General features: G+C 65.3%; 21 protein-coding genes and 1 pseudogene. 11 read left to right on the forward strand and 11 right to left on the reverse strand.

Annotated elements, in window-relative coordinates:
- Positions 1 to 74: 74 nt before the first annotated feature.
- The 3 genes from EJ070_RS30915 to EJ070_RS30925 form a co-directional block, all read right to left on the reverse strand.
- Positions 75 to 599, reverse strand: a complete 525-nt coding sequence (locus EJ070_RS30915; RefSeq protein ID WP_126094739.1) for a hypothetical protein — start codon at positions 597 to 599, stop codon at positions 75 to 77.
- 10 nt (positions 600 to 609) lie between these two features.
- Positions 610 to 1032 carry an OsmC family protein gene (locus EJ070_RS30920; RefSeq protein ID WP_126094740.1) on the reverse strand — a complete coding sequence of 141 codons (423 nt, stop codon included), beginning with the start codon at positions 1030 to 1032 and terminating at the stop codon, positions 610 to 612.
- A 221-nt stretch (positions 1033 to 1253) separates the two neighbouring features.
- Positions 1254 to 2786 carry an acid phosphatase gene (locus tag EJ070_RS30925; protein ID WP_126094741.1) on the reverse strand — a complete coding sequence of 511 codons (1533 nt, stop codon included), beginning with the start codon at positions 2784 to 2786 and terminating at the stop codon, positions 1254 to 1256.
- Between the two features lie 364 nt (positions 2787 to 3150).
- Here EJ070_RS30925 and EJ070_RS30930 point away from each other — a divergent pair, with 364 nt between their 5' ends.
- Together EJ070_RS30930 and EJ070_RS30935 are read left to right on the forward strand one after the other, a co-directional pair.
- Positions 3151 to 4389, forward strand: coding sequence for a cytochrome c peroxidase (locus tag EJ070_RS30930; protein ID WP_126094742.1), 1239 nt, complete (start codon positions 3151 to 3153; stop codon positions 4387 to 4389).
- A gap of 146 nt (positions 4390 to 4535) precedes the next feature.
- Positions 4536 to 4730, forward strand: a complete 195-nt coding sequence (locus EJ070_RS30935) for a hypothetical protein (protein ID WP_126094743.1) — start codon at positions 4536 to 4538, stop codon at positions 4728 to 4730.
- Positions 4731 to 4819: 89 nt separating this feature from the next.
- Here EJ070_RS30935 and EJ070_RS30940 read toward each other — a convergent pair whose 3' ends face one another.
- Positions 4820 to 5407, reverse strand: coding sequence for a dihydrofolate reductase family protein (locus tag EJ070_RS30940; RefSeq protein ID WP_126094744.1), 588 nt, complete (start codon positions 5405 to 5407; stop codon positions 4820 to 4822).
- A 105-nt stretch (positions 5408 to 5512) separates the two neighbouring features.
- Between EJ070_RS30940 and EJ070_RS30945 the strand changes: the two genes are divergently transcribed.
- From EJ070_RS30945 to EJ070_RS30965, 5 genes are all read left to right on the forward strand, one after another.
- Positions 5513 to 5932 carry a helix-turn-helix domain-containing protein gene (locus EJ070_RS30945; RefSeq protein ID WP_126094745.1) on the forward strand — a complete coding sequence of 140 codons (420 nt, stop codon included), beginning with the start codon at positions 5513 to 5515 and terminating at the stop codon, positions 5930 to 5932.
- Between the two features lie 260 nt (positions 5933 to 6192).
- Positions 6193 to 8313 carry a TonB-dependent siderophore receptor gene (locus tag EJ070_RS30950; protein ID WP_126094746.1) on the forward strand — a complete coding sequence of 707 codons (2121 nt, stop codon included), beginning with the start codon at positions 6193 to 6195 and terminating at the stop codon, positions 8311 to 8313.
- Positions 8314 to 8332: 19 nt separating this feature from the next.
- The gene (locus tag EJ070_RS30955) at positions 8333 to 9220 is read left to right on the forward strand and encodes an iron-siderophore ABC transporter substrate-binding protein (RefSeq protein ID WP_126094747.1); all 888 of its coding nucleotides are present in this window, start codon (positions 8333 to 8335) and stop codon (positions 9218 to 9220) included.
- Positions 9210 to 11159, forward strand: a complete 1950-nt coding sequence (gene fhuB, locus EJ070_RS30960) for a Fe(3+)-hydroxamate ABC transporter permease FhuB (RefSeq protein WP_189350160.1) — start codon at positions 9210 to 9212, stop codon at positions 11157 to 11159. Before EJ070_RS30955 ends, fhuB begins: the two co-directional genes overlap by 11 nt.
- A 116-nt stretch (positions 11160 to 11275) precedes the next feature.
- A complete protein-coding gene (locus EJ070_RS30965) occupies positions 11276 to 12001 on the forward strand; it encodes a 3-keto-5-aminohexanoate cleavage protein (RefSeq protein ID WP_126094749.1) in 726 nt (241 codons plus the stop codon).
- Positions 12002 to 12273: 272 nt separating this feature from the next.
- On the opposite strand, the gene add is transcribed toward EJ070_RS30965, so the two are convergent.
- From add to EJ070_RS30980, 3 genes are all read right to left on the reverse strand, one after another.
- The gene (gene add / locus EJ070_RS30970; protein WP_126094750.1) at positions 12274 to 13266 is read right to left on the reverse strand and encodes an adenosine deaminase; all 993 of its coding nucleotides are present in this window, start codon (positions 13264 to 13266) and stop codon (positions 12274 to 12276) included.
- 233 nt (positions 13267 to 13499) lie between these two features.
- Complete coding sequence (locus tag EJ070_RS30975; protein WP_126094751.1) at positions 13500 to 14558, reverse strand: Gfo/Idh/MocA family oxidoreductase; 1059 nt, start codon at positions 14556 to 14558, stop codon at positions 13500 to 13502.
- Positions 14559 to 14653: 95 nt separating this feature from the next.
- Positions 14654 to 15439: a ThuA domain-containing protein gene (locus EJ070_RS30980; RefSeq protein ID WP_126094752.1), complete on the reverse strand. Its 786-nt coding sequence runs from the start codon at positions 15437 to 15439 to the stop codon at positions 14654 to 14656.
- A gap of 218 nt (positions 15440 to 15657) precedes the next feature.
- Here EJ070_RS30980 and EJ070_RS30985 point away from each other — a divergent pair, with 218 nt between their 5' ends.
- Complete coding sequence (locus EJ070_RS30985; protein ID WP_126094753.1) at positions 15658 to 16413, forward strand: DUF4239 domain-containing protein; 756 nt, start codon at positions 15658 to 15660, stop codon at positions 16411 to 16413.
- Between the two features lie 2 nt (positions 16414 to 16415).
- On the opposite strand, the gene EJ070_RS30990 is transcribed toward EJ070_RS30985, so the two are convergent.
- Positions 16416 to 17534, reverse strand: a complete 1119-nt coding sequence (locus tag EJ070_RS30990; protein ID WP_245464987.1) for a glycosyltransferase — start codon at positions 17532 to 17534, stop codon at positions 16416 to 16418.
- Between the two features lie 58 nt (positions 17535 to 17592).
- Positions 17593 to 17646 (reverse strand): annotated as a pseudogene (locus EJ070_RS37280) (hypothetical protein); the annotation flags it as partial.
- 413 nt (positions 17647 to 18059) lie between these two features.
- Between EJ070_RS37280 and EJ070_RS30995 the strand changes: the two are divergent.
- A complete protein-coding gene (locus EJ070_RS30995; protein ID WP_126094754.1) occupies positions 18060 to 18491 on the forward strand; it encodes a nuclear transport factor 2 family protein in 432 nt (143 codons plus the stop codon).
- An 80-nt stretch (positions 18492 to 18571) separates the two neighbouring features.
- On the opposite strand, the gene EJ070_RS31000 is transcribed toward EJ070_RS30995, so the two are convergent.
- Positions 18572 to 20155: a tlde1 domain-containing protein gene (locus tag EJ070_RS31000; RefSeq protein ID WP_245464728.1), complete on the reverse strand. Its 1584-nt coding sequence runs from the start codon at positions 20153 to 20155 to the stop codon at positions 18572 to 18574.
- Positions 20156 to 20463: 308 nt separating this feature from the next.
- Here EJ070_RS31000 and EJ070_RS36500 point away from each other — a divergent pair, with 308 nt between their 5' ends.
- The gene (locus EJ070_RS36500; RefSeq protein ID WP_189350162.1) at positions 20464 to 20634 is read left to right on the forward strand and encodes a hypothetical protein; all 171 of its coding nucleotides are present in this window, start codon (positions 20464 to 20466) and stop codon (positions 20632 to 20634) included.
- Positions 20635 to 20754: 120 nt separating this feature from the next.
- Here the strand turns inward: EJ070_RS36500 and EJ070_RS31005 are convergent, their stop codons facing one another.
- Complete coding sequence (locus EJ070_RS31005) at positions 20755 to 21234, reverse strand: DUF2231 domain-containing protein (RefSeq protein ID WP_245464729.1); 480 nt, start codon at positions 21232 to 21234, stop codon at positions 20755 to 20757.
- 243 nt (positions 21235 to 21477) lie between these two features.
- On the opposite strand from EJ070_RS31005, the gene EJ070_RS31010 reads away from it, so the two are divergent.
- Entirely contained in the window at positions 21478 to 22290 is an 813-nt protein-coding gene (locus EJ070_RS31010) for a methyltransferase domain-containing protein (RefSeq protein WP_126095979.1), read from the forward strand.
- The last annotated feature ends 4 nt before the right edge of the window (positions 22291 to 22294 follow it).

The following is a 22294-nucleotide window of genomic DNA, read 5'->3' on the forward strand; positions in this document are numbered from 1 at the left end:
AACACCCCTCATCCGTCTCGGCGCTATCGCGCCGATCCACCTTCTCCCACAGGGGGAGAAGGGGAAGCCGCGACTCACCGCCTCCGATAGCCTTCGAGCTCCGGATCAAGATCCACCTTTACCGCATTGGTGAAAACGCACGTCGCCACCATGATGCCGGCGAAGGCGACGAGGTTGACGAGCAGCGTCTCGTCGTAGCGCGTCTTGAGTGCGGTCCAAATTTCGTCCGGAATGTCGTTGGCGTCAGCGGCAATGGCATTGCCGAAGGAGATCAACAATGCCTCGTCGGCGGACGGCATGATCGCTTCCGGATCGAGGCCATTGTGGATCAGCGCGCGGCGGAAGAAGGTGACCGGGATTTCGGCGCGCATCGTCTCGGCGATCGCCTTCGAGAACAGCCAGATAGCGCGGTCGTCGAGCGTGGGCCGCAAGAGATCGCGCAGCGTGAACCACTCGGCGTAGATGCGGTGGGCTGCCGGCGAGTGCAGCAGGATGCGCTTCATGTTGGTCATGCGGCCGCGCAGCGCGAGCTCCCGGTCATGCTCGGCGCGGATTTCTTCAGAGGCGGTCGCGTAGTCGATCGGGGAAAGATGCGCCACTGGGTGCCCCTCACCCCAGCATCGCGTTAAGCGCGGGCGCGCCGCGCAGTGTGTTGGAGACGGTGCAGATCGTCTCGGCATCCTCGACGATGCGCTGCTTGGTGGCCGCGTCGAGATCGCCGGAGATCTCCAGCTGGATGGTGAATGTGACGACCCGCGAGGGCTCGTCCTTCGCCTTCTCGCCGCTGACATCCGCCCTCACCTCGCCAAGCCGGTCGGCGACGCCGAGGCGGTTCGCCGCGATGCGCGCGCTCAGCACCATGCAGGCAGCCAAGGAAGCATAGAGCAGGTCGAGCGGGTTGAAGCCCGGCGCACTGACCGAGGTCACCACGTCGACAGTGCCACCGGTCGGCGTCGTCACCGCCGGCAGGCCGCCCGGCGGCAGGATGGCGAGTGCACCGGTCGCACGAGTTCTGATTTTTAGCTCGCTCATCGAATGTCCTTCGTCCGATCTGGCTGAAGAGCCATCAATAGCGGACGGGAATTCGTCAGGGCAATCGCGGAAGGCCATTTCCTCGCCCGCGAAAGCAGGGGAGAGGTGGCCGCGAAGCGGCCGGAGCGGGGGCCTTCGTAGGGCGCTCCCCCTCTCCGTCTCGGCTTCGCCGAGCCACCTCTCCCCACTTCGTGGGGGCGAGGAAACTCAACCCAGACGCGCTACTTCGTCAGATCGAGCGCCGCCGTCAGATCGCCCATCGGCGGCTGGTCGTTGTTGCGCAGCGCCTTGTCGCGGGCGATGAGGCCGGGCAGCACCGGCAGGTCGTAGCGGGCGGTGATGAAGCGCAGGATCGAGGTAGTATCATACTGCGTGTGGTCGACCGTGCCCATCTTGGCATAGGGCGAGATGATGAGGGCCGGGACGCGGTTGCCCGGGCCCCAACGATCGGCCTTGGGCGGCGCGACATGGTCCCAGAAGCCGCCATTCTCGTCATAGGTGACGACGACCAGCATATGCGCCCATTGCGGGCTCTTCTCCAGATGCGCGACGATATCGGCAAGGTGCTTGTCGCCGGAGGTCACGTCGGCGTAGCCGCCATGCTCGTTCAAATTGCCCTGCGGCTTGTAGAAGGTGACGGCCGGCAGCTTGCCGTCGTCGATCGCCTTGATGAACTCGGTGCCATCGAGGCCGCCGTCCTTGATATGTTCGGCCCGCGCGGCCGTGCCCGGCGCATAGGCCGCGAAATAGTTGAAGGGCTGGTGGTGAAACTGGAAGTTCGGCAGCGCCGTCGCGTTCTTGCCGTCGAGCGTCGCCTGCCAGGCACCGGCGTACCAGGCCCAACTCACGCTCTTCAGCGAAAGCAGATCCCCGATGGTGATGTCGTGCTGCGGCGGCAGCGTGGTCGGCTGCGCCGGATCGGCCAGCGCCTTGTCGCCGCCCTCTGCCGGCTTGTTGGCGCTCGGCTGGTAAGGCGGCTGCATGGTGTTGACGGCGTAGAAGTCCGGCGTGATCGCGCCGTCATTGACGAATTTCGGCGCGCCGGCGAGCGCCGAGGCCGGCGAATCTTCGGCCACCTTCAGCGTCACGCCGTCCGGCTCGACAACAGCTATCTGGCCCTTCACCGGGCTGGTGTCGGCATGCGGGTAGAACGGCGCGCAGGCGCAGGCGAGCATGATGTGGTTGAGGAAGGAGCCGCCGAAGGCGGCCTGGAAGAAATTGTCGGCGAGCACGTATTTCTTGGCGATATCCCACATCGGCAGCACCGAGCCGTCATAGTGACCCATCACCATCGCGCCGGAATCGGCCCAGGCGACGAACTTGTCGTTCCGGCCTTCGTCGATCTGCATCTGCTCCTGGTAGAAGCGGTGCCAGAGGTCGCGAGTGATCACCCCGGCATTCTCGTTGAAGCCTTTGGGGTCGTCGATCGCGAAGGCCGCGTTGGCGAGATGCGCCGTCTGCGCCTCGGTGACGGCCGGCGTCACGCCCTTGCCGGTCAGCCCGCCCCAGGCCGGCGGCAGTTCGGTGAGCGGCTTGCCGTCGCGGTCGAGCTGACGGGCCTGCTCGGCCGAGACATTGGCCAGGCCGTTGGCGCCGGGGAAATCGCCATAGAGATTATCGAAGCTGCGGTTCTCGGCGTAGATCACCACGACAGTGTCGATCTTGTCGTAGCCGGGAGGAGCGGCATGGGCGACGGAAGCGAACGATGCAAGCGCCGTGGAGGCGAGGCAAAGGGAGAGAAAGGACCGGATCATGGGAGATGCCTCGTGGCTGGGGAATGGCTGGAGGAACCGGGCGACGCTAGGGCGGGCGCTTGTCAGCTTTGTGACAGGTTCATTGGATAGCGCCAAGCTGGAACACCCCTCATCCGTCTCGGCGCTATCGCGCCGATCCACCTTCTCCCACAAGGGGAGAAGGGGCGCTGTCTCGAGCGCCTCTGCCAACCACCAACGTTGGCGATTGGCGGCGAGGTAGGCGCGGACTTCCCCTTCTCCCCTTGTGGGAGAAGGTGTCCGCGAAGCGGACGGATGAGGGGTGTTCCAGCTTGGCAATTCGTTTTGCCGGTCATCAATCCGTAGCAAAGCACCCCTACGCAAAAAGGCAAACTGGATCGCCCTCATGCCACGATGGAAATCCGCCACGCTCGCCGCCCTCGCTATCCTCTGGCCCGCCTATGGCCTGCCGGCGGGCGTAAATCCCGGCGCGATGTCACGTCAGGAAGCCTTTGCGCGCGCCGCGGCGCTGACGGCGCTCGGGCGGCAGATGTTTTTCGATCCGTCGCTGTCGGCCTCGGGCAGGCAGGCCTGCTCGTCATGCCATGACCCCAACCATGCCTTCGGGCCAGCTTCCGCCGCGCCGGTCGAAATGGGCGGGCCGAACCTCGACCGGCCCGGCCTACGCGCAGTGCCGTCGCTGCGCTACCTGCAGGCGGCGCCCGCCTTCACCGAGCATTTCTACGATTCCGAGGACGAGGGCGACGAGATCGTCGACAACGGGCCGACCGGCGGGCTGACCTGGGACGGACGCGCCGACCATGGCAAGGACCAGGCGAGGATCCCGCTGCTCTCGCCCTTCGAGATGGGCAACAAAGATGAAGCCGCCATAGTCGCAGCCTTGCGCAAGGCGGCTTATGCCGATGCCTTCAAAGCGGCGTTTGGCGCCGATGTGCTGGATCATCCCCAGGACGCATTCGACGCCGCGGTCGAGGCGCTCGGCACCTTCGAGCAGAGCAGCGCCGACTTCTATCCCTATTCCAGCCGCTACGACGCCTTCCTCGCTGGTAAGGCGCAGCTTACCGCGCAGGAGCTGCACGGCCGCGCGCTGTTCGAAGACGAGGCCAAGGGCAATTGCGCGAGCTGCCATCTAGGTGAACCGGCAAACGACGGCAAGCCGCCGCAATTCACCGATTACGGCCTGATCGCGATCGCCGTGCCGCGCAACCCGGCTATCGCCGCCAATGCCGATCCCAACTATTTCGACCTTGGCCTGTGTGGCCCACTGCGCACCGATTTCAAGGGCCGGGTGGAATATTGCGGCCTGTTCAAGACACCGACGCTGCGCAACGTCGCGCTGCGCAAAAGCTTTTTCCACAACGGTTATTTCCACACGCTGCGCGAAGCAGTCGCCTTCTACGCCAGCCGCGACACAGATCCCGGCCGCTGGTATCCGAAGAATGCCGACGGCAAGGTTCATAAATTCGACGACCTGCCAAAGGTTTGCTGGGGAAACCTCAACACCGACCCGCCCTTCAATGGCAGGAAGCCGGGCGACAGGCCGGCGCTGACCGACGCCGAGATCGACGACATCGTCGCCTTCCTCGGCACGTTGACCGACGCCGACCAGGCGGCGGGGCGGTGACGGCGGCGAGGCCTCTTGTGTTGCCCGAGCGCACGGCGCGGATTTGCCGTCCGGTATCGAATCGGACAAAAGCGTATGTGGGCTAGATCACAGGACCGCCATGAAACACCTTCTATATTAGAAGTCCTTCATGGATGGAGTCTCGGATGAGATTCGTCGCTTTACAGGACCCGACCGACCGCTGGACGGTGTTTGATACGGCTAGTGAGGAGCCCGCCGAATTTGGTGGCCGCGTGCTCATTGGCCTGACATCGCATGAAGCCCTGCAGCTCGCGGCCGTGGCCAACGATGAGGCGGGATACCGGGAAATCAATGTACTGGGGTCTCGTCAAGGCCAGTAAGGCGGACCACGGGCGGTTCCCCTTTCCTCCGGGAAAAGCGCAGCGAACAAGCGGTTGAGACGGCCTTCTGCCGGAGTGATCCAGGTCCCTCACCCGGCCGGCGCGTAGCGGTTCACCACCATGCCGCAGGCATAGGCTTTCGAGCCGATCAGCGTCAGCCTGGCGAAGCCGGCCTGGTCGAAGATACGGCGGCCGCTGCCCAGCACCGCCGGGTTGATGAAGAGCTGGAACTCGTCGATCAGGCCGGCGGCGATCAGCGCCGAGGCGAAGCCGGCGCCGCCGAAGACGGCGATATCGCCGCCCTCGCCCGCCTTCAACGCACTGACCTCGCGCGGCAAGTCACCGCTGGCAATACTCGTGCGCTCCCATCGCGAGACCTTCAGCCTGTCGCTCAGCACGACCTTGCGCGCTTCGACGATACGCTTGGCGAAGGCATAGAAACGATCCTGTGGGAACTTCCGCGCCGCATTGCCCCAGTGGTTCAGGTAGCCCTCCTCGGCCATCTTGCGGCTGAGCAGAATGGTGTCAACGTTCTCGAACACAGCGTTGAAGTCCTGCCTGAGTTCGTCGTCCCAGTCTCTGTCGTCGCCCCATTCCCAAAGCTGCCAGCGATGGTCCTGATCAGCTCCGACGAAGCCGTCGACCGACATCTGCATCTGCAGGATGAGCTTCTTCATTGGGCGGTCCTACTCGTGTTTCTGAAAACGGTTTACTTTTGGAAGTATTGACCCGCTCAATGAATGATGTCAATTGTAAAGTGATTTAAAAACGGAACCGTAGCCATGTCGACCCGGGATAGGTCCGGCTGTCCGATCAGCCTCTCGCTCGAACTGCTCGGCGACCGCTGGACGCTGCTCATCGTCCGCGACCTGGTCTTTGCCGGGAAAAAACATTTTCGCGAATTCCTGCAGTCGGACGAGGGCATCTCTTCGCGCACGCTCGCCGAGCGGCTGCAGACGCTGCAGGATGAAGGCATCCTCACCCGCAGCCAAGATCCTTCTCACTCGCTGAAGGCGATCTACCGGCTGACGGAAGCCGGCATCGACCTGCTGCCGGTGCTGGCGACGCTCGGCGCCTGGGGGAGCAAATATCGCAAGGCCGACGATGAGCTGGCCCGGGTTGCCGATAAGTTGGCGGCCGGCGGCGAGCCGGCGATCAAGCGGATGAAGGATAAGCTGCGGGCGGAGCATCTGGCCTGCTGATCTCCCCCCTTGAGGGGGAGATGTCGCCGAAGGCGACAGAGGGGGTCGCCGCGCGTGGAGCGCCGACGCTTTCGCGACGAGAGACAACGTCGGCGATCTACATGAAACGACCCCCCTCTGGCCTGCCGGCCATCTCCCCCGCGAGGGGGGAGATCAGCAGGCCTCCCCGCCAACACCTTATTTGCCCGACAAATTATAAGTTGACTCTTTTACTCATCTTGAATAGCGCTGCCGGCGGTATCGAGATGGGGATCGGCGTGATGAACAACCGGCGCGTTCTGGCGGGGTTTTTGCTGGCAACGACTTTCCTGCATCCGCCACATGCGTTGGCGCAGGGGAAACAGGAAGTGCTGGCGCCGATCCAGATCGAGGGCGAGGCCGGCGAGGGTGCCTCCGACTTCGACGGCTACAAGGCGAAGAAAGACGCCAGCGCCGCCAAGTCCGCCCAGCCGCTGGAAAAGACGCCGCAAGCGGTGAGCGTGGTCGGCAGCCGGCAGATCGAGGACCAGGCCGCGCGGACCGTCGTCGAGGCGACGCGCTATGCGCCGGGCATCCGCTCCGAAACCTTCGGCAACGACACCCGCAACGACTGGTTCCTGATCCGCGGCTTCTCCTCGCAAGTCAGCAGCTACTTCCTCGACGGGCTGCAGCTGCAGTCGAGCGACAGTTTCGCGACCTGGAAGGTGAACCCCTATCTGCTCGACCGCATCGACGTCCTGCGCGGGCCGTCCTCGGCGCTCTACGGCGCCTCTAACCCGGGCGGCCTCATCAACCTCGTCTCCAAGCGGCCGACCTTCCAGAACCGCGGCGAGACGGCGATCGGCGTCAACGAGTTCGGCAATCTATGGACCGGGCTCGACGTCGAGGGCGTCAACAAGGACGGCACGCTCGCCTACCGCTTCATCGCCACCGGCAATTATGGCGGCACCCAGGTCGACTATACCGACAACGACCAGTTCGCCATCATGCCGGAAATCACCTGGAAGCCGGACGAGGACACCAGCCTCACCGTCTATGCCAATGTCTCGAAGCTGAAGACGCGCGGCCAGAACTTTTTGCCGTATGAAGGTACGGTCGTCGACGCGCCCTTCGGGAAAATCCCGCGCGAACTATTCACCAGCGAGCCCAGCGTCGACAAGTTCGAGCGCTCGCAGCAGATGGTCGGCTACGAATTCGAGCACCGCTTCGACAATGACGTGACCGTGCGCCAGAACCTGCGCTACGGCCATCTCAACGTCGATTTCCGCAACGTCTACGGTGAAGGCTGGGTAAGCACGCCGACCACCACCACGGCGTTGCTCGACCGCGCCAACTTCCTGTCCAAGCCGGATCTCGGCCTGTTCAGCGTCGACAACCAGGTCGAATGGCAGACGTCCACGGGCCTGATCGACCACACGCTGCTTCTCGGGCTCGACTACAAGCGCTTCGACCTGCATGACGAGTCGGGCTACGAAGACGCCCCGCCGCTCGATGTGCTGAACCCTGTCTACAGCGGCGCGCCGCCGGTCACATCGCGCTACGACCAGTCGAACACGCTGCAGAACCAGACCGGCCTCTACGCCCAGGACACGATGCAGATCGACCGCTGGAATTTTGTGTTCAGTGGCCGCTACGACGACGTGCAGACCAAGGTCACCGATCGCCCGACCGGGGTGCGCACCAGCTATTCCGCCGACGCCTTCAGCGGCCGCGCCGGCGTCATCTACAATTTCGACAACGGCATCTCGCCTTATGTCAGCGTCTCGCGCTCGTTCCTGCCATTGACCGGCACCGACACGGCCACCGGCCATGCCTTCAAGCCGGAAACGGCGGTGCAATACGAGGCCGGTGTCAAATACCAGCCGACATGGCTGCCGGATGTGATGCTGACCGCATCGCTGTTCGACCTGACTCGCGAAAACGTCGTGACCAGCGATGGCGTGCTGTTCAACCGGCAGATCGGCAAGGTCAATTCGCGCGGCGTCGAGCTCGAAGCCGTCGGCCAGCTGACGCCGGACCTGAAGCTGACCGCCGCCTACACCTGGTACGACCTCAAGATCGAGGAAGGCAATCCGGCCGAGATCGGCAAGGTGACGACCGGTACGCCGGAACAATTCGCTTCGCTGTGGCTCGACTATGCGATCCCCTCCGACCGCTTGCCAGGCATCACCATCGGCGGCGGCGTGCGCTATGTCGGCTCTTCCTACGCGGATGCCGCCAACACCCAGAAGGTGCCGGACTACGCCGTGGTCGACGCCGCGATCCGCTACGAGAAGGACAACTTCAAGGCGGCGCTCAACGTCTCCAACCTGTTCGACAAGGCCTATGTCGCCTCCTGCAACATCACCTGCTTCTACGGCGAGAGCCGTGAGATCAGCCTGACAATGGGCTACAAATGGTAACGGCCGCCGGTCGGGGCTCGTGATCGCAACGCTTTTGGCATTCCTGCTTGCGCTGCTGCCGGTGCCGCCGGCGGCTGACGAGGCCGTGCCCTCACATGCCGAGCGCGTCGCCACCATCGATTGGGGCACGGCCGAGACGCTGCTGGCGCTGGGCATCACGCCGCTTGGGCTTGCCGAAACCGCCGGCTACCGCGACTGGGTCGGCTCGCCTGCCCTGCCCGCCAATGTCGCCGAGATCGGGCTGAGGGCGACGCCCAGCCTCGAATATCTGGCGGCGCTGAAACCGGACGTGATCCTGTCGACGCCGCAGTTCACGGCGATCGAGCCGGTGCTCGGCAAGATCGCGCCGGTCATCAGCCTCGCCACCTTCACCAACGACCTCGAGCCCTACCGCCATGCGCAGGAGAACGCGATGCGGCTCGGCGCGGTGCTGGGCCGCGAGCAGGCGGCGGCCGATCTGATCGCCGCCACCGACGGCAAGATTGCGACGTTGAGGGATGCTATCGGAACGGCGCAGACCAAGCCGGTGCTGGTGCTCTATTTCCAGGACGACCGCCATGCCTGGGTGTTCTGCCGCGGCAGCCTCTTCGACGACGTGCTGAAGCGCGCCGGGCTCGCCAACGCCTGGACCAGCGACGGCAATTTCTGGGGTTTTGCCGATGCCGGCGTCGACCAGCTCTTCGCGATCCGCGACGCGGCCCTTTTGGTGATCGAGCCGGTGCCGCCAGCCGTGCGCGCCAAGCTGGCGGCGCGTGACGGGCTGCTCGGCCAATTGCCGGTCTTCGCCCCTGGCAACCATGCGATCCTGGAGAGCGTCTGGGGTTTCGGCGGCCTGCCGTCGGCCGGCCGCTTCGCCGATCTGCTTCTCAAGCACACGCGGCTTTTCGAGCGCGGCCATGCTTCATGACCGCCGCCGGCTGGCGGTCTCTTTCGCGGGCGGCGCCTATTTGTTGCTCGTCGGCGGACTGATCGCCCATAACATCGCCGATATCGGCGGCAGCGAAGCGGTGCGCGCGCTGCTCCTCGACTACGCCTATTGGCCGCGCCTCACGGTGTCGCTGCTGGCGGGCGCGGCGCTGGGTCTGGCCGGCGTCTTGATGCAGCAGGTGCTGCAGAACCCTCTTGCCGCGCCGGAAACGCTCGGCGTCAACGCCGGCGCGCATCTGGCATTAACCATCGGCCTGCTTGCCGCGCCTGCCTTGCATGCCGCGCATCCGGAGCTGCTGGCGATCGCCGGCGCCTTCGCCGCCTGGGGGCTGATCGCCGCGGTCGGCTGGCGCTGGCGTGCCGACCCGACGACGCTGATACTCTGCGGCTTCGTCGTCAGCTTCGCGCTGGGCTCGATCTCCAGCCTCCTGATGCTGCTCAACCAGCAATATCTCGCCTCGATGTTCATCTGGGGCGCCGGCTCACTGGTCGAGGACGGCTGGAGCGGCGTCGAGCAACTGGCGCTGCGCGTCGCGACCGGCGCAATCGCCACCATGGCCTTGGCGCGGCCTTTGCTCATCCTCGGCTTCGGCGACCAGCAGGCGAAGAGCCTCGGCCTGACCACGCTCTTGAAGCCGCTGCTTGTGGCTATTGCCGTGCTGCTTTCGGCGAGCGTGGCGGCGGCCGTCGGCATCATCGGCTTCGTCGGGCTGGCGGCTCCCCATCTGGCGCGCGTTCTCGGCGCGGAAAAGCTCGGCGAGCGGCTGGTCGCCGCGCCCCTGGCGGGCGCTGCCCTGGTGCTGATGGTCGACCAGCTCATCCAGCTCCTGCCGCCCGACCAGGCCGCCGATCTGCCGACCGGCGCCGTCACCGCGCTGATCGGCGCGCCGATGCTGATCTTCTTGCTGAGACGCGTGCCGCGCCTGATGCTGAAGACTGACGGCGGGCTGGTGGCAAGCCTCGGTACCGGCGGCGCAAGGCGGCCGGCGCTTGTGCTCGCCGGACTGGCGATTGCGCTTGCGTTGGCGCTCGCGCTAGCCTTCCTCGTTGGCCGCGCGCCGGATGGTTTCGGCTTTTATTCGGAGGCTTTCCCCTGGCGGCTGCCGCGCGTCGTCGCCGCCTGCGGCGCGGGGCTGGGGCTCGGCGTCGCCGGCTGTCTCGTCCAGCGCCTGTTCGCCAATCCAATGGCGAGCCCGGAAATCCTCGGCATCGGCGGCGGCGTCGCCATGGGGCTGATCGCGGTGCTGCTTCTCTTCGCCGATGCCGGCGCCGAGCTGCAGCTTGTCGGCGCGACGGTCGGCGCGCTGGTTGTCACCGGCGCGATCCTGCTGCTCGGGCTCGACAGCGGCTTCACGCCGGAGCGGCTGCTGCTGACCGGGATCGCCATCACCGCGCTGCTCGATGCCTCGAGCCTGCTTTTCCTGGCGCTCGGCGATCCGCGCTCGGGCCAGGTGCTCGCCTGGCTGAGCGGCTCGACCTATTGGGTGGAGCTGGATTTCGCCGTCCTCGTGCTCGGCGCCGGCATTGCCGGGCTGCTGCTCGCCGCGCTTGCCGGGCGCTGGCTGGAGATCCTGCCGCTGGGAGCAGGCATGGCGACCAATCTCGGCGTTCCGCTGCACGCAGCGCGTCTCACCGTGCTGGTGCTGGCGGCGGTCACGACCGCGGCGGCGGCGCTGATCGTCGGACCGATGAGCTTCGTCGGTCTGCTCGCGCCGCACCTGGCCGGGCTCATCGAACTGCGTCGCGCCAGGCCGCAACTGTTCGGCGCCGCGATGATCGGGTCTGCGCTGGTGGTGTTCGCGGATTGGATGGGACGCGTGGTGTTTGCGCCGACGGAGCTGCCGGCGGGGGTGCTGTCGGTGCTGATCGGGAGCGTGGCGGTGATGGGGGTTGCGATGGGAAGGCGGAAGACCTCCTGAGGTTTCCGCGAGCCCCCCGTGTCCAGCCGGACAAAGGTCGGCAAGCCTAACCATCCGCCGTTTCCGCTTTGCCCTGCCTGCGCTAGACTTGGCCCAGCAACAGGATCGCCATCGTCATGATCGTCCAGGCTTGCATCAACGGCGCCCGCTCCGCCGATTTCCATCCGGCCCTGCCACTCGACGCGCATGCCATGGCGCGCGATGGCGCGGCCTCGATCGCGGCGGGCGCCGCCGAGTTGCATGTCCATGCGCGCGGCGCCGACCATCAGGAAAGCCTCGCCCCGGAAGCGATGGACCGGACGGTGGCGGCGCTGCGCCGCGCCTGTCCGGGCACGCTGATCGGTGTCTCCACCGGCGCCTGGATCGAGAAGGACGACAGGCGCACGCTTGCGGCAATCGCCGGCTGGAAGGAGCTGCCCGACTACGCCTCGGTCAATCTCAGCGAAGCGGCGGCGCCGGAAGTGATGGAGGCCTTGCGCGACCGCGGCGTCGGCATCGAGGCCGGGCTGGCATCGATCGGCGACGCGCTAAGGTTGGCCAGCCTCGACCATGGCAGGCGGGTGCTGCGCGTGCTGATCGAGATTTCCGAGCAGAAGCTGGACGAGGCATTCGCGATTGCAAACGGCATTGTGAAGGTGCTGGAACGCGAAGGCGTCCATCGCGCGATCCTGCTGCATGGCGAGAACGCGACCGTGTGGCCCTTCGTCGAGCGGGCGGCGGCGCGGAAATTTTCGACGCGCGTCGGACTGGAGGACGGCAAGGAGTTGCTGGACGGAAGTGTGGCTGCGGGGAACGCCGCGCTGGTTGCCGCGGCGGTGGGGATTTATCGAGGCAACAGATGACGGTCTATCTACCCCCTTGCGGGGGAGATGTCCGGCAGGACAGAGGGGGGTGTGAAGGATCGCCGGCGCAGGCGGTTTCTCGCAATAGACCTTGCACCGGATGTCGTGACCGACAACAGCTGACAAGCTAGCGGGACAGCACCCCCCCTCTGCCCTGCCGGGCATCTCCCCCGCAAGGGGGGAGATTGGCGCTCCGGCCTCACCGCCTATCCGCATCGGCCCTGAGTTCCGCGCCTCTCGTTCGGTTGGAGCACCTAGGAACGGAAGCCTTGTCAGCCCCGCCAAATCGCCAGGTCCGCCAGGATCCGTGCCTTCACGGCAGGATCGGCATAGCTCGCATGCACCGATGTCGCGGCGAGCTGGCGGATTGTTTCGCCGTCCCAGCCAAAGGTATCGGCGCAGGCGGCGTAAGAGGCTTCAAGGGTCGTGTCGAGCAGCGCCGGATCGTCGGTGTTGATCGAGACGGCGACGCCGGCCTTGCGGAGCGCATCGATAGGATGTTCGGCAAGCGCTGGATAGACGCCGAGCGTGATGTTGGAGATTGGGCAGATGCCAAGAGGAATCCGCCGCTGCGCCAGCAGGTCGACCAGGGCCGGCTCCTCGATCGCCCGCACGCCATGGTCGATGCGGTCGGCGCCCAGCAGTTCAATCGCGTCGCGGACACCTTCAGGACCGCTCGACTCGCCGGCATGGACGGTCCGCCGCAATCCGGCCGCCGCGGCGCGGCGGAATGCCTCGGCGAAGCGCGGACCGGTGCGGCCGGCGGCCGCTTCGTTGCCGTCGATCGAAAGGGCAACGACGCGCGGATGCCTGATCCTGCTCAGCAACTCCACCAGTTCGATGGCATCCTCGGCCGACTGGGTGCGCAGCAGGCTGACGCAAAGCCCGACCGACGGGTAGCCATCCTGCTCGGCGGCCGCGAAACCCGCATCGAAGGCGTCGATCATTCCGGGGATGTTCCCGTGCCAGTGCGGCCAGTGGGTCGGGTTGACGATGACGTCGGCGTAGCGCACGCCGCTTTTGGCCATGCGCCGCGCAAATTTATAGGCGGTGACGGCCAGTTGCTCACGCGTGCGGAACGTGCCGCACAGCCAGTCGAGCATTTCGAGGAAGCTCTTCAGGTCGTGGGCCTCGAAGAGCCTGTCGCGCGGGGCGCGCAGCGGAATGCCGGCCTCCTCGCAATTCCTGATCACGTCGTCGGCCTCGAAACAGCCCTCGACATGGATGTGCACTTCAGCCTTCGGCAATGCGATGTAGTCGGTCAATGGAAGCCTCCCGAGCTAATGGCTGCATCAAATCACGAAACGCCAGGCCCAAGCTTCAAGAAATGATTGAAAGAATTGTGTGGCGCGCACGGGAGCCCGTTCCTCGCCCCCACGGAGTGGGGGAGAGGTGGCTCGGCGAAGCCGAGACGGAGAGGGGAGCGCCCTACGAAGGCCCCCTCTCCGTCCGCTTCGCGGACACCTCTCCCCCGCTTTGGCGGGGGCGAGGAAAGGCGCTATTGCGTGTCCGCGTTGGCCCTCAACTCGGCGCGTTTCTCGTCCGACACCACGGAGAGGTCCAACACCTTCTGCAAACCCGCCGCGTGGCGAAAGTTCGGCTCGGTCTGCACGCCGCTCTTCACCGCCTCGACGAAGCGCTGGTAGTTGGTCGGCACCGTGCCGGCGTCGAGCACGTCCCATTTGGCGTTCTCGACATTCTCGCCGACGCAAGCCTTGAGCATCGAGCCGTCGAGATTGTGCACCACCTCGATGCCGCCCTTGTCGCCATAGATGCGCAGCCGCAGCTCGTTGAGATGGCCGGTCGCCCAGCGGCTGGCATGCACGACGCCGAAGGCGCCGTTGGCGAAGTCGAGCGTCATGGCGAAGCTGTCATTGGCGTCGAGCTGATAGTCGCCGATGCGGTTGTCCGGCGCCTTGTCGAAGGCGCGCAGCCGGCAGAACACGTGGTCGATGTCGAGGGCGGCGCCATAGCTCGCGAAATCCAGGATGTGGATGCCGACGTCACCCAGCACGCCATTCGAGCCGTGACCGCGCGACAGCCGCCACAGCCATTTCGGATCGGTGCGCCAGTCGCCCCAGAATTTCGACACCAGCCAGCTCTGCAAATAGGACGCCTCGACATGGCGTACCGTGCCGATCTCGCCCGCCTGCACCATCTGGCGCGCCTTCTGCAGCGCAGCCACGTTGCGATAGGTGAGGTTCACCATGTTGACGACACCGGCCGCTTCCGCCGCATCGGCCATCTCGCTCGCCTTGCCGAAATTCTCGGCCAGCGGCTTTTCACACAGCACAGGCTTGCCCGCGGCGATCAGCGCCATGGTGGTCGGATGATGGATGCGGTCCGGCGTGACATTGGCGACCGCGTCGAAATCGCCCCAGTCGAGCGCCGCCTCCAGCGAGGTGAAGCGTTTCGGGATCTTGTAGGCGTCGGCATATTCGCCGACGCGGGCCGGATCGACATCAACGGCGCCGACGATGTCGACGCCCTCGATGGCGCTGAAGCGGCGCGCATGCTCCTGCGCCATCCAGCCGGTACCGAGTATCAAAAGCCGCATTATGCTTCTCCGAAGGAATTGGTTCGATTCAATGACGGATGTGTCTAAGTGGTATTTCTACGCAGTTCCAGACGGAAAACCGCTGTTGGAGTTCTTTAGCGGAACCCGGCCTCGCCGGCCGCGTGCAGCTTGCCGCCGCGCTCGACAATCGGCTCCAGCGCCTCGTCGACCGGCACGTTCGGCGCGTTGAGGATGGCCGGCTTCGACCCTTGCGGGTTGTGTGCCCATTTCACCGCGTTGCGCAGCACCTTGTGCACGGTGGCGTCATGATAGGTCGGATAGGTCTCGTGTCCTGGCCGGAAATAGAAGACATTGCCGGTGCCGCGCCGATAGGTCAGCCCTGAACGGAACACCTCGCCGCCCTGGAACCAGGAGATGAACACCGTTTCCAGCGGCTCCGGCACCGCGAACTGCTCGCCATACATCTCCTCGTTCTCGAGCTCGAAATATTCGCCGACGCCATCGGCGATCGGATGGCTGGGGCTCGTCACCCAGAGCCGCTCGCGCTCGCCGGCCTCGCGCCATTTCAGCGTGCAGGGCGTGCCCATCAGCCGCTTGAAGATTTTCGAGAAATGGCCGGAGTGAAGCACGATCAGCCCCATGCCTTCCCAGACGCGACGGGCGACGCGCTCGACCACCTCGTCGGTCACCGCGCCGTGGTCCTTGTGACCCCACCAGACAAGCACGTCGGTCTCGGCAAGGCGGGACTCCGGCAGGCCGTGCTCCGGCTGCTCCAGTGTCGCGGTCGAGGCGGAGATGCCTGGGTCGGCATTCAGCGCGTTGGCGATGGTGGCGTGCATGCCTTCCGGATAGATGCCGGCGACCACCTCGTTGGTCCGCTCATGGATGTTCTCGCCCCAGACGACAGCGCGTATTGTCATGGATAGCCTCGTGCATGATTGTGAGGGTGGAGCCGCCCCGCGCCATAGATAGCGTCTTGCGCCAGTATTGGAAGCGGTTTTCGACCTTCGCTCTGCTTCGGACTGAGTTCAGCCGAGAGCATCCTTTCCGAACAACGACATAGGCCTTTATGCCACCAAACTGATTCAACTTCCTCCAGCCGATTGGCAAGCGCCCCTTCCCGTGCGCAATATTGGCGATGGGCGAAGTGCTTGTAGGGACAGCGATCTTTGCTTGTCTGGCCGGGGCGGCGCTGGTCAGCCTGATGGTCTATGAGCGCTTTCCCGCCCATCACCGTCAGGACGACACCAGCGCCGTGGTGCGGCTTGCCGCGAACCTCTTCGTGGTGATGTCCTCGCTGGTGCTCGGCCTGATGATCAATTCGGCCAAGAACACGTTCGAGACCATCGACCACAACGTCCACAGCTTCGCCACGCAACTGATCCTGCTCGACCGCTCGCTGAGGCAGTACGGACCCGAGACAGGCATCGCGCGCGCTTCGCTCGCCGCTTATGTGCAGCGGGTCGTCGACGCCACCTCGCCCACCCAGAAGACGCCGGCGGTCGCCAACCGGCTGTCCGAGCTGCTGCTGAACCAGGTCGGCGACCAGTTGGCGGTCCTGACGCCGCCGGAGGCGAGGCACGCCGCGACGCTGCAGAATGCGCAACAGCTGCTGCAGAAGGTGATCGAGCAGCGCTGGGTGCTGGTCGAACAGTCCGACGGCATCATCCCCGTGCCGCTGATCGCGCTTCTCGTCGCCTGGCTGATGCTGATCTTCGCCAGCTTCGGCTTCCGGGCGCCGCGCAACGCCACCATCGTCGGCACATTCCTCATCTCGGGGGCGCTGGCGGCCGCGGCGATCTATCTGATCATGGACATGGACACGCCCTTCTCCGGCCCGATCCAGGTCTCGCCGGCGCCCCTGCAAAGGGCGCTGGCAGAACTGACGCAGTGAGTTCACGGCTGACTCATCAAATCGAGCAGCCGCTTCGCCGCTACCGCCGCGCCGTCGGCGCGGACTCTGCTGGCGACCTCGCCTGCGCGGATACCGGTTTCGGGCGCCAGCGCCGTCCCCAACGCCGCCGATAGTGATTCCGCAGTCGGCGTCGGGCCGTCATGAGCGGCACCGATGCCGACTTCGGCCACCCGCCGCGCCCAGTAAGGCTGGTCGCCGATCTGCGGCATGACGACTTGCGGCGCCCCTGCCCGCGCCGCGGCGGCGGTCGTGCCGGCGCCGCCGTGATGCATGACGGCGGCCACGCGGCGGAAGAGCGCCTGCTGGTTGACATCGCCGACGGCGAAGCAGTCGTCGCGATCGTCGATCGGGCCGAGCTCGGCCCAGCCATGCGCGATGACCGTACGCCGGCCCCTGGCGCGGACCGCCTCGATGGCCGCGCGGCCCGCTTCCCTGGCGACCGCTATCGAGCCGAAGCCGACATAGACCGGCGGCGAGCCGGCTTCGAGGAACGCTTCCAGCCCGTCGGGGAGCGGCCGTTCGTCCGGCAGGATCCAGGCGCCGGTCTGCACGGCGTCGATCAGGTCCGAGGGCAGCCACGGCCCCAGTGTCGGGTCGCAGGCAAGCAGGACAGGATCGCCGTAGACATAGTCGCGGACATTGTCCAACAGATGCAATCCGAGCGATGCGCGATGGCTGTTGATCGCGCCGCCAAACAGCGCGTTCTTGGTCCGGATATCATGGTCCCAGAGCGCCCTGTTGTCGGTCACGCCGGCTGGAAGCGGATGTCCCGGATATTCAAAGGGCCGGTTGAGCGCCGACGGCAGCCAGATCGGACAGAAGGTGGCAAGGATGCAGCGGATGCCCCGCTGCTCGGCGACCAGCCGCGCGGCGGCACAGGAGGGAAAAAGGCCGCACGCCACCACGGCATCGCAGCCTTCGGCGGCCGCCATGAGCGCGTCGAACTGCCTGGCGAGGATCTCGGCCGCCTGGCCGGAGATGAGCTTCGCCCGGCTCTCGGGCGAAGCGTCCGCCGAACGCCTGATCATTTCCTTCGCCCATGCGCGCACCGGCGAGAAGGCCCACGCCGGCGCGGGCACATAGCGCAGCAAACTCCTCATCACCGGGGACACTCACCCGCACCTCGGCGCCGAGCGCCTGCAGCCGCTCGCCGAGCGCCACCACCGGCTCGACGTCGCCGCGCGAACCATAGGTCGACAACAAAATCCGCATTCAGGAACTCCCTTTCCCAAAAAATAAGGTCAAGGGCAGCGTACATACGGCATGACCGGGGTCTTGCCGCAAGCCCGGGGTGCGCCATATCTATCTTCTGGGAGGGACAGATATCCTTGCCGTCCCGCCAATCCCGCCGATTTCCGACGTTTGCCAGGGCGCCTCTTGCGAGGTCGCCGCGTCGCAATCCGTCGCTTGCGGCAAACCTTTGCCCGCGCGCTGATCGTGCTCGGCGCGCCGATGGCGGCGAAGAATACGATCCGACCGAAGTTCAGGGAATCGGCGCCGGCAATCTGAACGAAAACCAGGGCGTGAACGCATTTACGGGCAGAAGCGCCGGGAAGTGAGATAGCGCGAGCCGGGAGCCGACTTTTCGGATAAAGTTCTCTTTCCGATCATCTGAGGGCGCTAAGATGTTGGCCCCTGACCTAACGAAATTTATCGAGCAGGATCATCTGGCTTTAGATGCCTTCGTGAAGGGCAATCCTGAACCTCTGAAAGATCTCTACTCGCGACGGGATGACGTCATTATCGCCAATCCGTTCGGGCCGCCGGCGAAGGGGTGGGAAAAGGCCGCCGCGACCATGGAACGGGCTGCCACCAATTACCGGGACGGCGAGGCCACCGGCTTTGAGCGCATCTCCGAGTACGCGACAGCGGACTTGGGCTACGTCATCGAGGTCGAGCGGTTCCGATCCAAGGTCGGTGGTGGCGACAAACTGGTGCCGATTGCGCTTCGGGTCACCACCATTTTCCGGCGGGAAGAAGGCGCGTGGAGGATCGCCCTTCGTCATGCCGATCCGATAACTTCAGCCCGCCCTCCGGCGTCCATAGTCGGAGAGTAGAAGGGGACCCGTCTGGGTCCTACTCGATGAGAGCCGCAGTTTGCGCCTCGGCGGGCGCGTCCTCTGCCGGCTTTGCCGGCTTAGCCCTGGCGCCCTTCCTGGGCGACCCGGGTGGGCGACCTGGTCAGGCGCGGGACGACCACGAGGCGCTTGATCTTGCCTTTCTTGTAAGCGGCGAGGAAGCGGTGGTAGTCCTTGAAGACGACACAGCCATTGGACTCGGCGCGGCCGCCATGCAGCATATAGGTGTGGGCGAGCAGGCCGTCGCGGCCGTATTTGTTCTTGCCACTGGTCGGCGTCAGCCGGATCGCCTCGACGCCGTGGAAGCGCGATTCACGCATCGACAGATTGTAGGTATCGGGCGGCGTCGGGCCGACATTCTTGCGGTTGACGAAGCGCGGCTGGTCGACCATCGAGCCGAACCCGGAATGCGCCTCCAGCTTCGAGCCGTCCGGCATGTAGACCGTCCCGGCAGAGATGTCGTAGACGGCGACGCCATTGCCCGTCGAAGGCCCGTTGAACAGACTCCCGAAGGCCCTGCCGAGGCCGCCGCGCTCGGGCGTGTCCGGCTTGGCGTAGGCGAGCATCTCGGAAGGCTGCGCCTTGCCGCGCTTGGCCGGCCCGGCATTGACTGGTTTCGAGCCCTGCACGCCCGGAAGCGCCTGCTCGGAACTCCTCAGCGAGCGCAGCGACTGCGGGCCTTCCGCGGTATCGACGGCGGGCTCAGGCTTCGCGGGCTCCGGCCTGGCAGCTTGGGGCTTTGCCGCCTGGGTTGCCTGCGGCTTGGCCGGATCAGGCTTCCTCGTGGCATTCTGTTCGGGCGCCTCGGTCGCGCGCTCGAGTGTGGTGCGCGGCCTCAAGCCGGGAACGGCGATGCTGTCGGGCAAATCATCCTGCGGCGGCAGCGAGGCGACCTGCACTTCACCCGGGCCAGCGGCGGCTTGCCCCGAGGCTTCAGCACCGTCAGAGGCGCCGGCTGCCAGATCCGGCGCACCGCCGTTGGCGAGCTCGACCGCGGTCGGCACGTCGACCGTCTCTTCGGGCATGACATTGGCCAACGCCAGCGCCAGCTCGGAGGCACGCTCGACGTCGACCTGATTTGAGCCGAAGCGTGCCTCGGCCGGGCCGGTCTCGGCCAGGTCGGTCTGGGTCGGGTCGTTCTCAGCCGCGCCGCCGAAGCGGCTTGCCGCCGGCAGGCTGGCAAGCAGGAAAGGCGCGCGCTCGGCGCGCTGGAAGGCATCGGCAAGTTTCTGCGGCGAAAGCCCGGCGCGCTTGACGACGCTGTCGAAACGATCCGCGACGTCCGCGGCGGAGGCTACCTCCACGGCCTTCTCACGGGCAACCCTGAGCTTTTCAAACGCGACGCTGTCCGGCGCCGCCGGCTTCAGGCGTGCGGCCTTGCCGTCATGTACCAAGGTGGAGGGGGTCGGGGTGGAGTGCGCGAAGCTGGTGGCGAGGCCGAGACAGCCGCTATCGCAGCCCCTGGTGAGCGATCCCGTCTTGTATGGCCCGGCCGCGGCAAGCCGCGGTGCCCAGGCATTGACAAGCTTGCGGCGCTGATCGGCGAGCGCGATGTTGCGCGGCGCGAGCAGGCTCTGCGGCAATCCGTTGGAAGCAGCGGTAAGCGTGGTGCTCACCGAATAAAGGCCAGCCAGGGTGGCCACGGACCATAGCGCCAGCGCGGCGCCGACAGCGGGCACCACAACCCAACGATGACCACCAGATTTCTTCGAAGTTACCCCCTCTTCAGGAGCGTCACCCCGGTTCTTCACACACAAAAACGCCATACGACCACTCTCAATCGGCATGCCGGTTCGCGGACCTGGCATCCGTCACGATCACAGTTCGCCTGGTGCCCCCTGCACCTTCACGCGTCTGTTGCCGATTGATTCAAAAGATGGACAAAGATGGTTAACCAATCCCTCCACCAATCGCCATTGTGGCGACGGTCCATACGAAAAAAGAGCCTTCCATGGTCTTCGCCGCGGTAAAAATGCTCTTCCTCACCCGCTTTGCTGCCCGTTTTTCCGGCCTCTGTCAAGAAACCGTGAAGATCGGAACCGCAGCAATCCTGGCCGCGTATAGAGCGATTAAGGTCGAAATGCGACCGGGCGGCGTGGCACTGGAACAAGCCTGCCAATGATGTGGTGGACCAGCCGGCAAAGCCGACGGAAGATATTGCGGCACCAAATCACCCCAAGAAAAGTCACCCCAGCCGGAGGGCGGAGGTGACTTGAAGCGAGAAAACCATGCGTTGCGGAGTTCAGCGCATTTCGTCCGGTCCATCGGCGACGCCGACATGGTGCCGATAGACCATTCCCCAACCCTTCCAGCCGGTGAATAGAAGGATGAGGACGACGACCAGCGACAGGACCAGGCCTACCGGCATCACCGCCGCCTCGCCGTGCGCGAAGCGCGAATACCAGTTGTAGAGCTCGATCAGGACGACAATGACGTTGCCGCCGGCGTGAAGCCAAACGTCCTGAAGATTGCGGATCTGGGTATCGCCGAGGACATCGGTCAGGCCGGCAAGAGCCGCCAGCGCGGCCATGATCAGGCCGGCCCCGAGAAGCCAGAGCGAAGCGGTGACCCAGCCCGGATTGCCGGTCCACCAGAAGACGAGGTCGCAAACGAAGGTCGCGACGAAGAAGGCGATCGGGAACGGAATCAGCATCGCGTGGACAGGATGGCCGGCAATGCTTGCCGTGCTGTGCGGATTGTGGGGGATCATATGCTGAGCCATCGGAATGCCTCCTGGAGGCGTGGCGAGCGCCGCCCTCAGGCCACAGACAATGGATCACTGGCTTGGCGGCAAAAAGCCGGACACATACCGAACTCAGCTTGCCCCCGAATGTTCCATAACCTCGACGTCGGCAGCAGCCGACATAGCCGCATATGCCGTTGGGCGCCTCCCGATCGAAAACGAGCCGAAACAAACATTTATGTGCTAGTCATGCGAAGCATCAAACGAACGGCGATGATCGCAATGTTGGAAACGGACAAGGTGTTCGCCGGCTCGATTCCGGAAAATTACGACCGCCACATGGTGCCGTTGATTTTCGAGCCATACGCCGCCGATCTTGCACGACGGGCAGCGTCGCTGTCGCCCGGCGCCGTCCTGGAAACCGCCGCAGGCACCGGCGTCGTCACCCGCGCGCTGGCGTCGAAATTGTCCCCCGGCGCAAGCTATGTTGTGACCGACCTCAACCAGCCGATGCTCGACTACGCCGCTTCGCGGCAAGGACCCGACAGCCGCATCCGATGGCGCCAGGCGGACGCTATGGCGCTGCCGTTCGAGGACGCAGCCTTCGATCTTGTCTGCTGTCAGTTCGGCGCGATGTTCTTTCCCGACCGCCCGGCTGCCTATCGGGAGGCAAAGCGCGTGCTCAAGCCCGGCGGACGATTCCTGTTCAGCGTATGGGATCGCATCGAGGAGAATATTTTCGCTGACGATGTGACGAATGCGCTTGCAAGGATTTTTCCGAGCGATCCGCCGCGCTTCCTGGCGCGAACGCCGCACGGCTACCACGACAAGGACTTGATCCGCAGGGATCTGGCGGACGCGGGTTTCTCCGGTGTGGCGATCGAGACGCGAGCCGAACAAAGCCGCGCATCCTCGCCGCGCGTTCCTGCCGTTGCCTATTGCCAGGGAACCCTGCTTCGCAACGAAATCGAGGCCAGGGACGCGGGAAAACTGGAAGCCGCGACCGACTACGCCACCTCCGTGATTGCCGACAGACATGGCCGCGGCGAGGTTGCCGCCAAAATTCAGGCGCATGTGATCGTGGCTGTGGCGTAGAGCG

The sequence above is a fragment of the Mesorhizobium sp. M1E.F.Ca.ET.045.02.1.1 genome, from assembly GCF_003952485.1.
Taxonomy (GTDB): Bacteria; Pseudomonadota; Alphaproteobacteria; order Rhizobiales; family Rhizobiaceae; genus Mesorhizobium.

What these genes read in the sequence shown, in the direction of transcription:
- EJ070_RS30920 (WP_126094740.1), bottom strand. Translation starts at nt 1,032, where the DNA reads ATGAGCGAGCTAAAAATCAGAACTCGTGCGACCGGTGCACTCGCCATC.
- EJ070_RS30925 (WP_126094741.1), bottom strand. Translation starts at nt 2,786, where the DNA reads ATGATCCGGTCCTTTCTCTCCCTTTGCCTCGCCTCCACGGCGCTTGCA.
- EJ070_RS30930 (WP_126094742.1), top strand. Translation starts at nt 3,151, where the DNA reads ATGCCACGATGGAAATCCGCCACGCTCGCCGCCCTCGCTATCCTCTGG.
- EJ070_RS30935 (WP_126094743.1), top strand. Translation starts at nt 4,536, where the DNA reads ATGAGATTCGTCGCTTTACAGGACCCGACCGACCGCTGGACGGTGTTT.
- EJ070_RS30940 (WP_126094744.1), bottom strand. Translation starts at nt 5,407, where the DNA reads ATGAAGAAGCTCATCCTGCAGATGCAGATGTCGGTCGACGGCTTCGTC.
- EJ070_RS30945 (WP_126094745.1), top strand. Translation starts at nt 5,513, where the DNA reads ATGTCGACCCGGGATAGGTCCGGCTGTCCGATCAGCCTCTCGCTCGAA.
- EJ070_RS30950 (WP_126094746.1), top strand. Translation starts at nt 6,193, where the DNA reads ATGAACAACCGGCGCGTTCTGGCGGGGTTTTTGCTGGCAACGACTTTC.
- fhuB (WP_189350160.1), top strand. Translation starts at nt 9,210, where the DNA reads ATGCTTCATGACCGCCGCCGGCTGGCGGTCTCTTTCGCGGGCGGCGCC.
- EJ070_RS30965 (WP_126094749.1), top strand. Translation starts at nt 11,276, where the DNA reads ATGATCGTCCAGGCTTGCATCAACGGCGCCCGCTCCGCCGATTTCCAT.
- EJ070_RS30975 (WP_126094751.1), bottom strand. Translation starts at nt 14,558, where the DNA reads ATGCGGCTTTTGATACTCGGTACCGGCTGGATGGCGCAGGAGCATGCG.
- EJ070_RS30980 (WP_126094752.1), bottom strand. Translation starts at nt 15,439, where the DNA reads ATGACAATACGCGCTGTCGTCTGGGGCGAGAACATCCATGAGCGGACC.
- EJ070_RS30985 (WP_126094753.1), top strand. Translation starts at nt 15,658, where the DNA reads ATGGGCGAAGTGCTTGTAGGGACAGCGATCTTTGCTTGTCTGGCCGGG.
- EJ070_RS30990 (WP_245464987.1), bottom strand. Translation starts at nt 17,534, where the DNA reads ATGAGGAGTTTGCTGCGCTATGTGCCCGCGCCGGCGTGGGCCTTCTCG.
- EJ070_RS30995 (WP_126094754.1), top strand. Translation starts at nt 18,060, where the DNA reads ATGTTGGCCCCTGACCTAACGAAATTTATCGAGCAGGATCATCTGGCT.
- EJ070_RS36500 (WP_189350162.1), top strand. Translation starts at nt 20,464, where the DNA reads ATGGTCTTCGCCGCGGTAAAAATGCTCTTCCTCACCCGCTTTGCTGCC.
- EJ070_RS31005 (WP_245464729.1), bottom strand. Translation starts at nt 21,234, where the DNA reads ATGGCTCAGCATATGATCCCCCACAATCCGCACAGCACGGCAAGCATT.
- EJ070_RS31010 (WP_126095979.1), top strand. Translation starts at nt 21,478, where the DNA reads ATGTTGGAAACGGACAAGGTGTTCGCCGGCTCGATTCCGGAAAATTAC.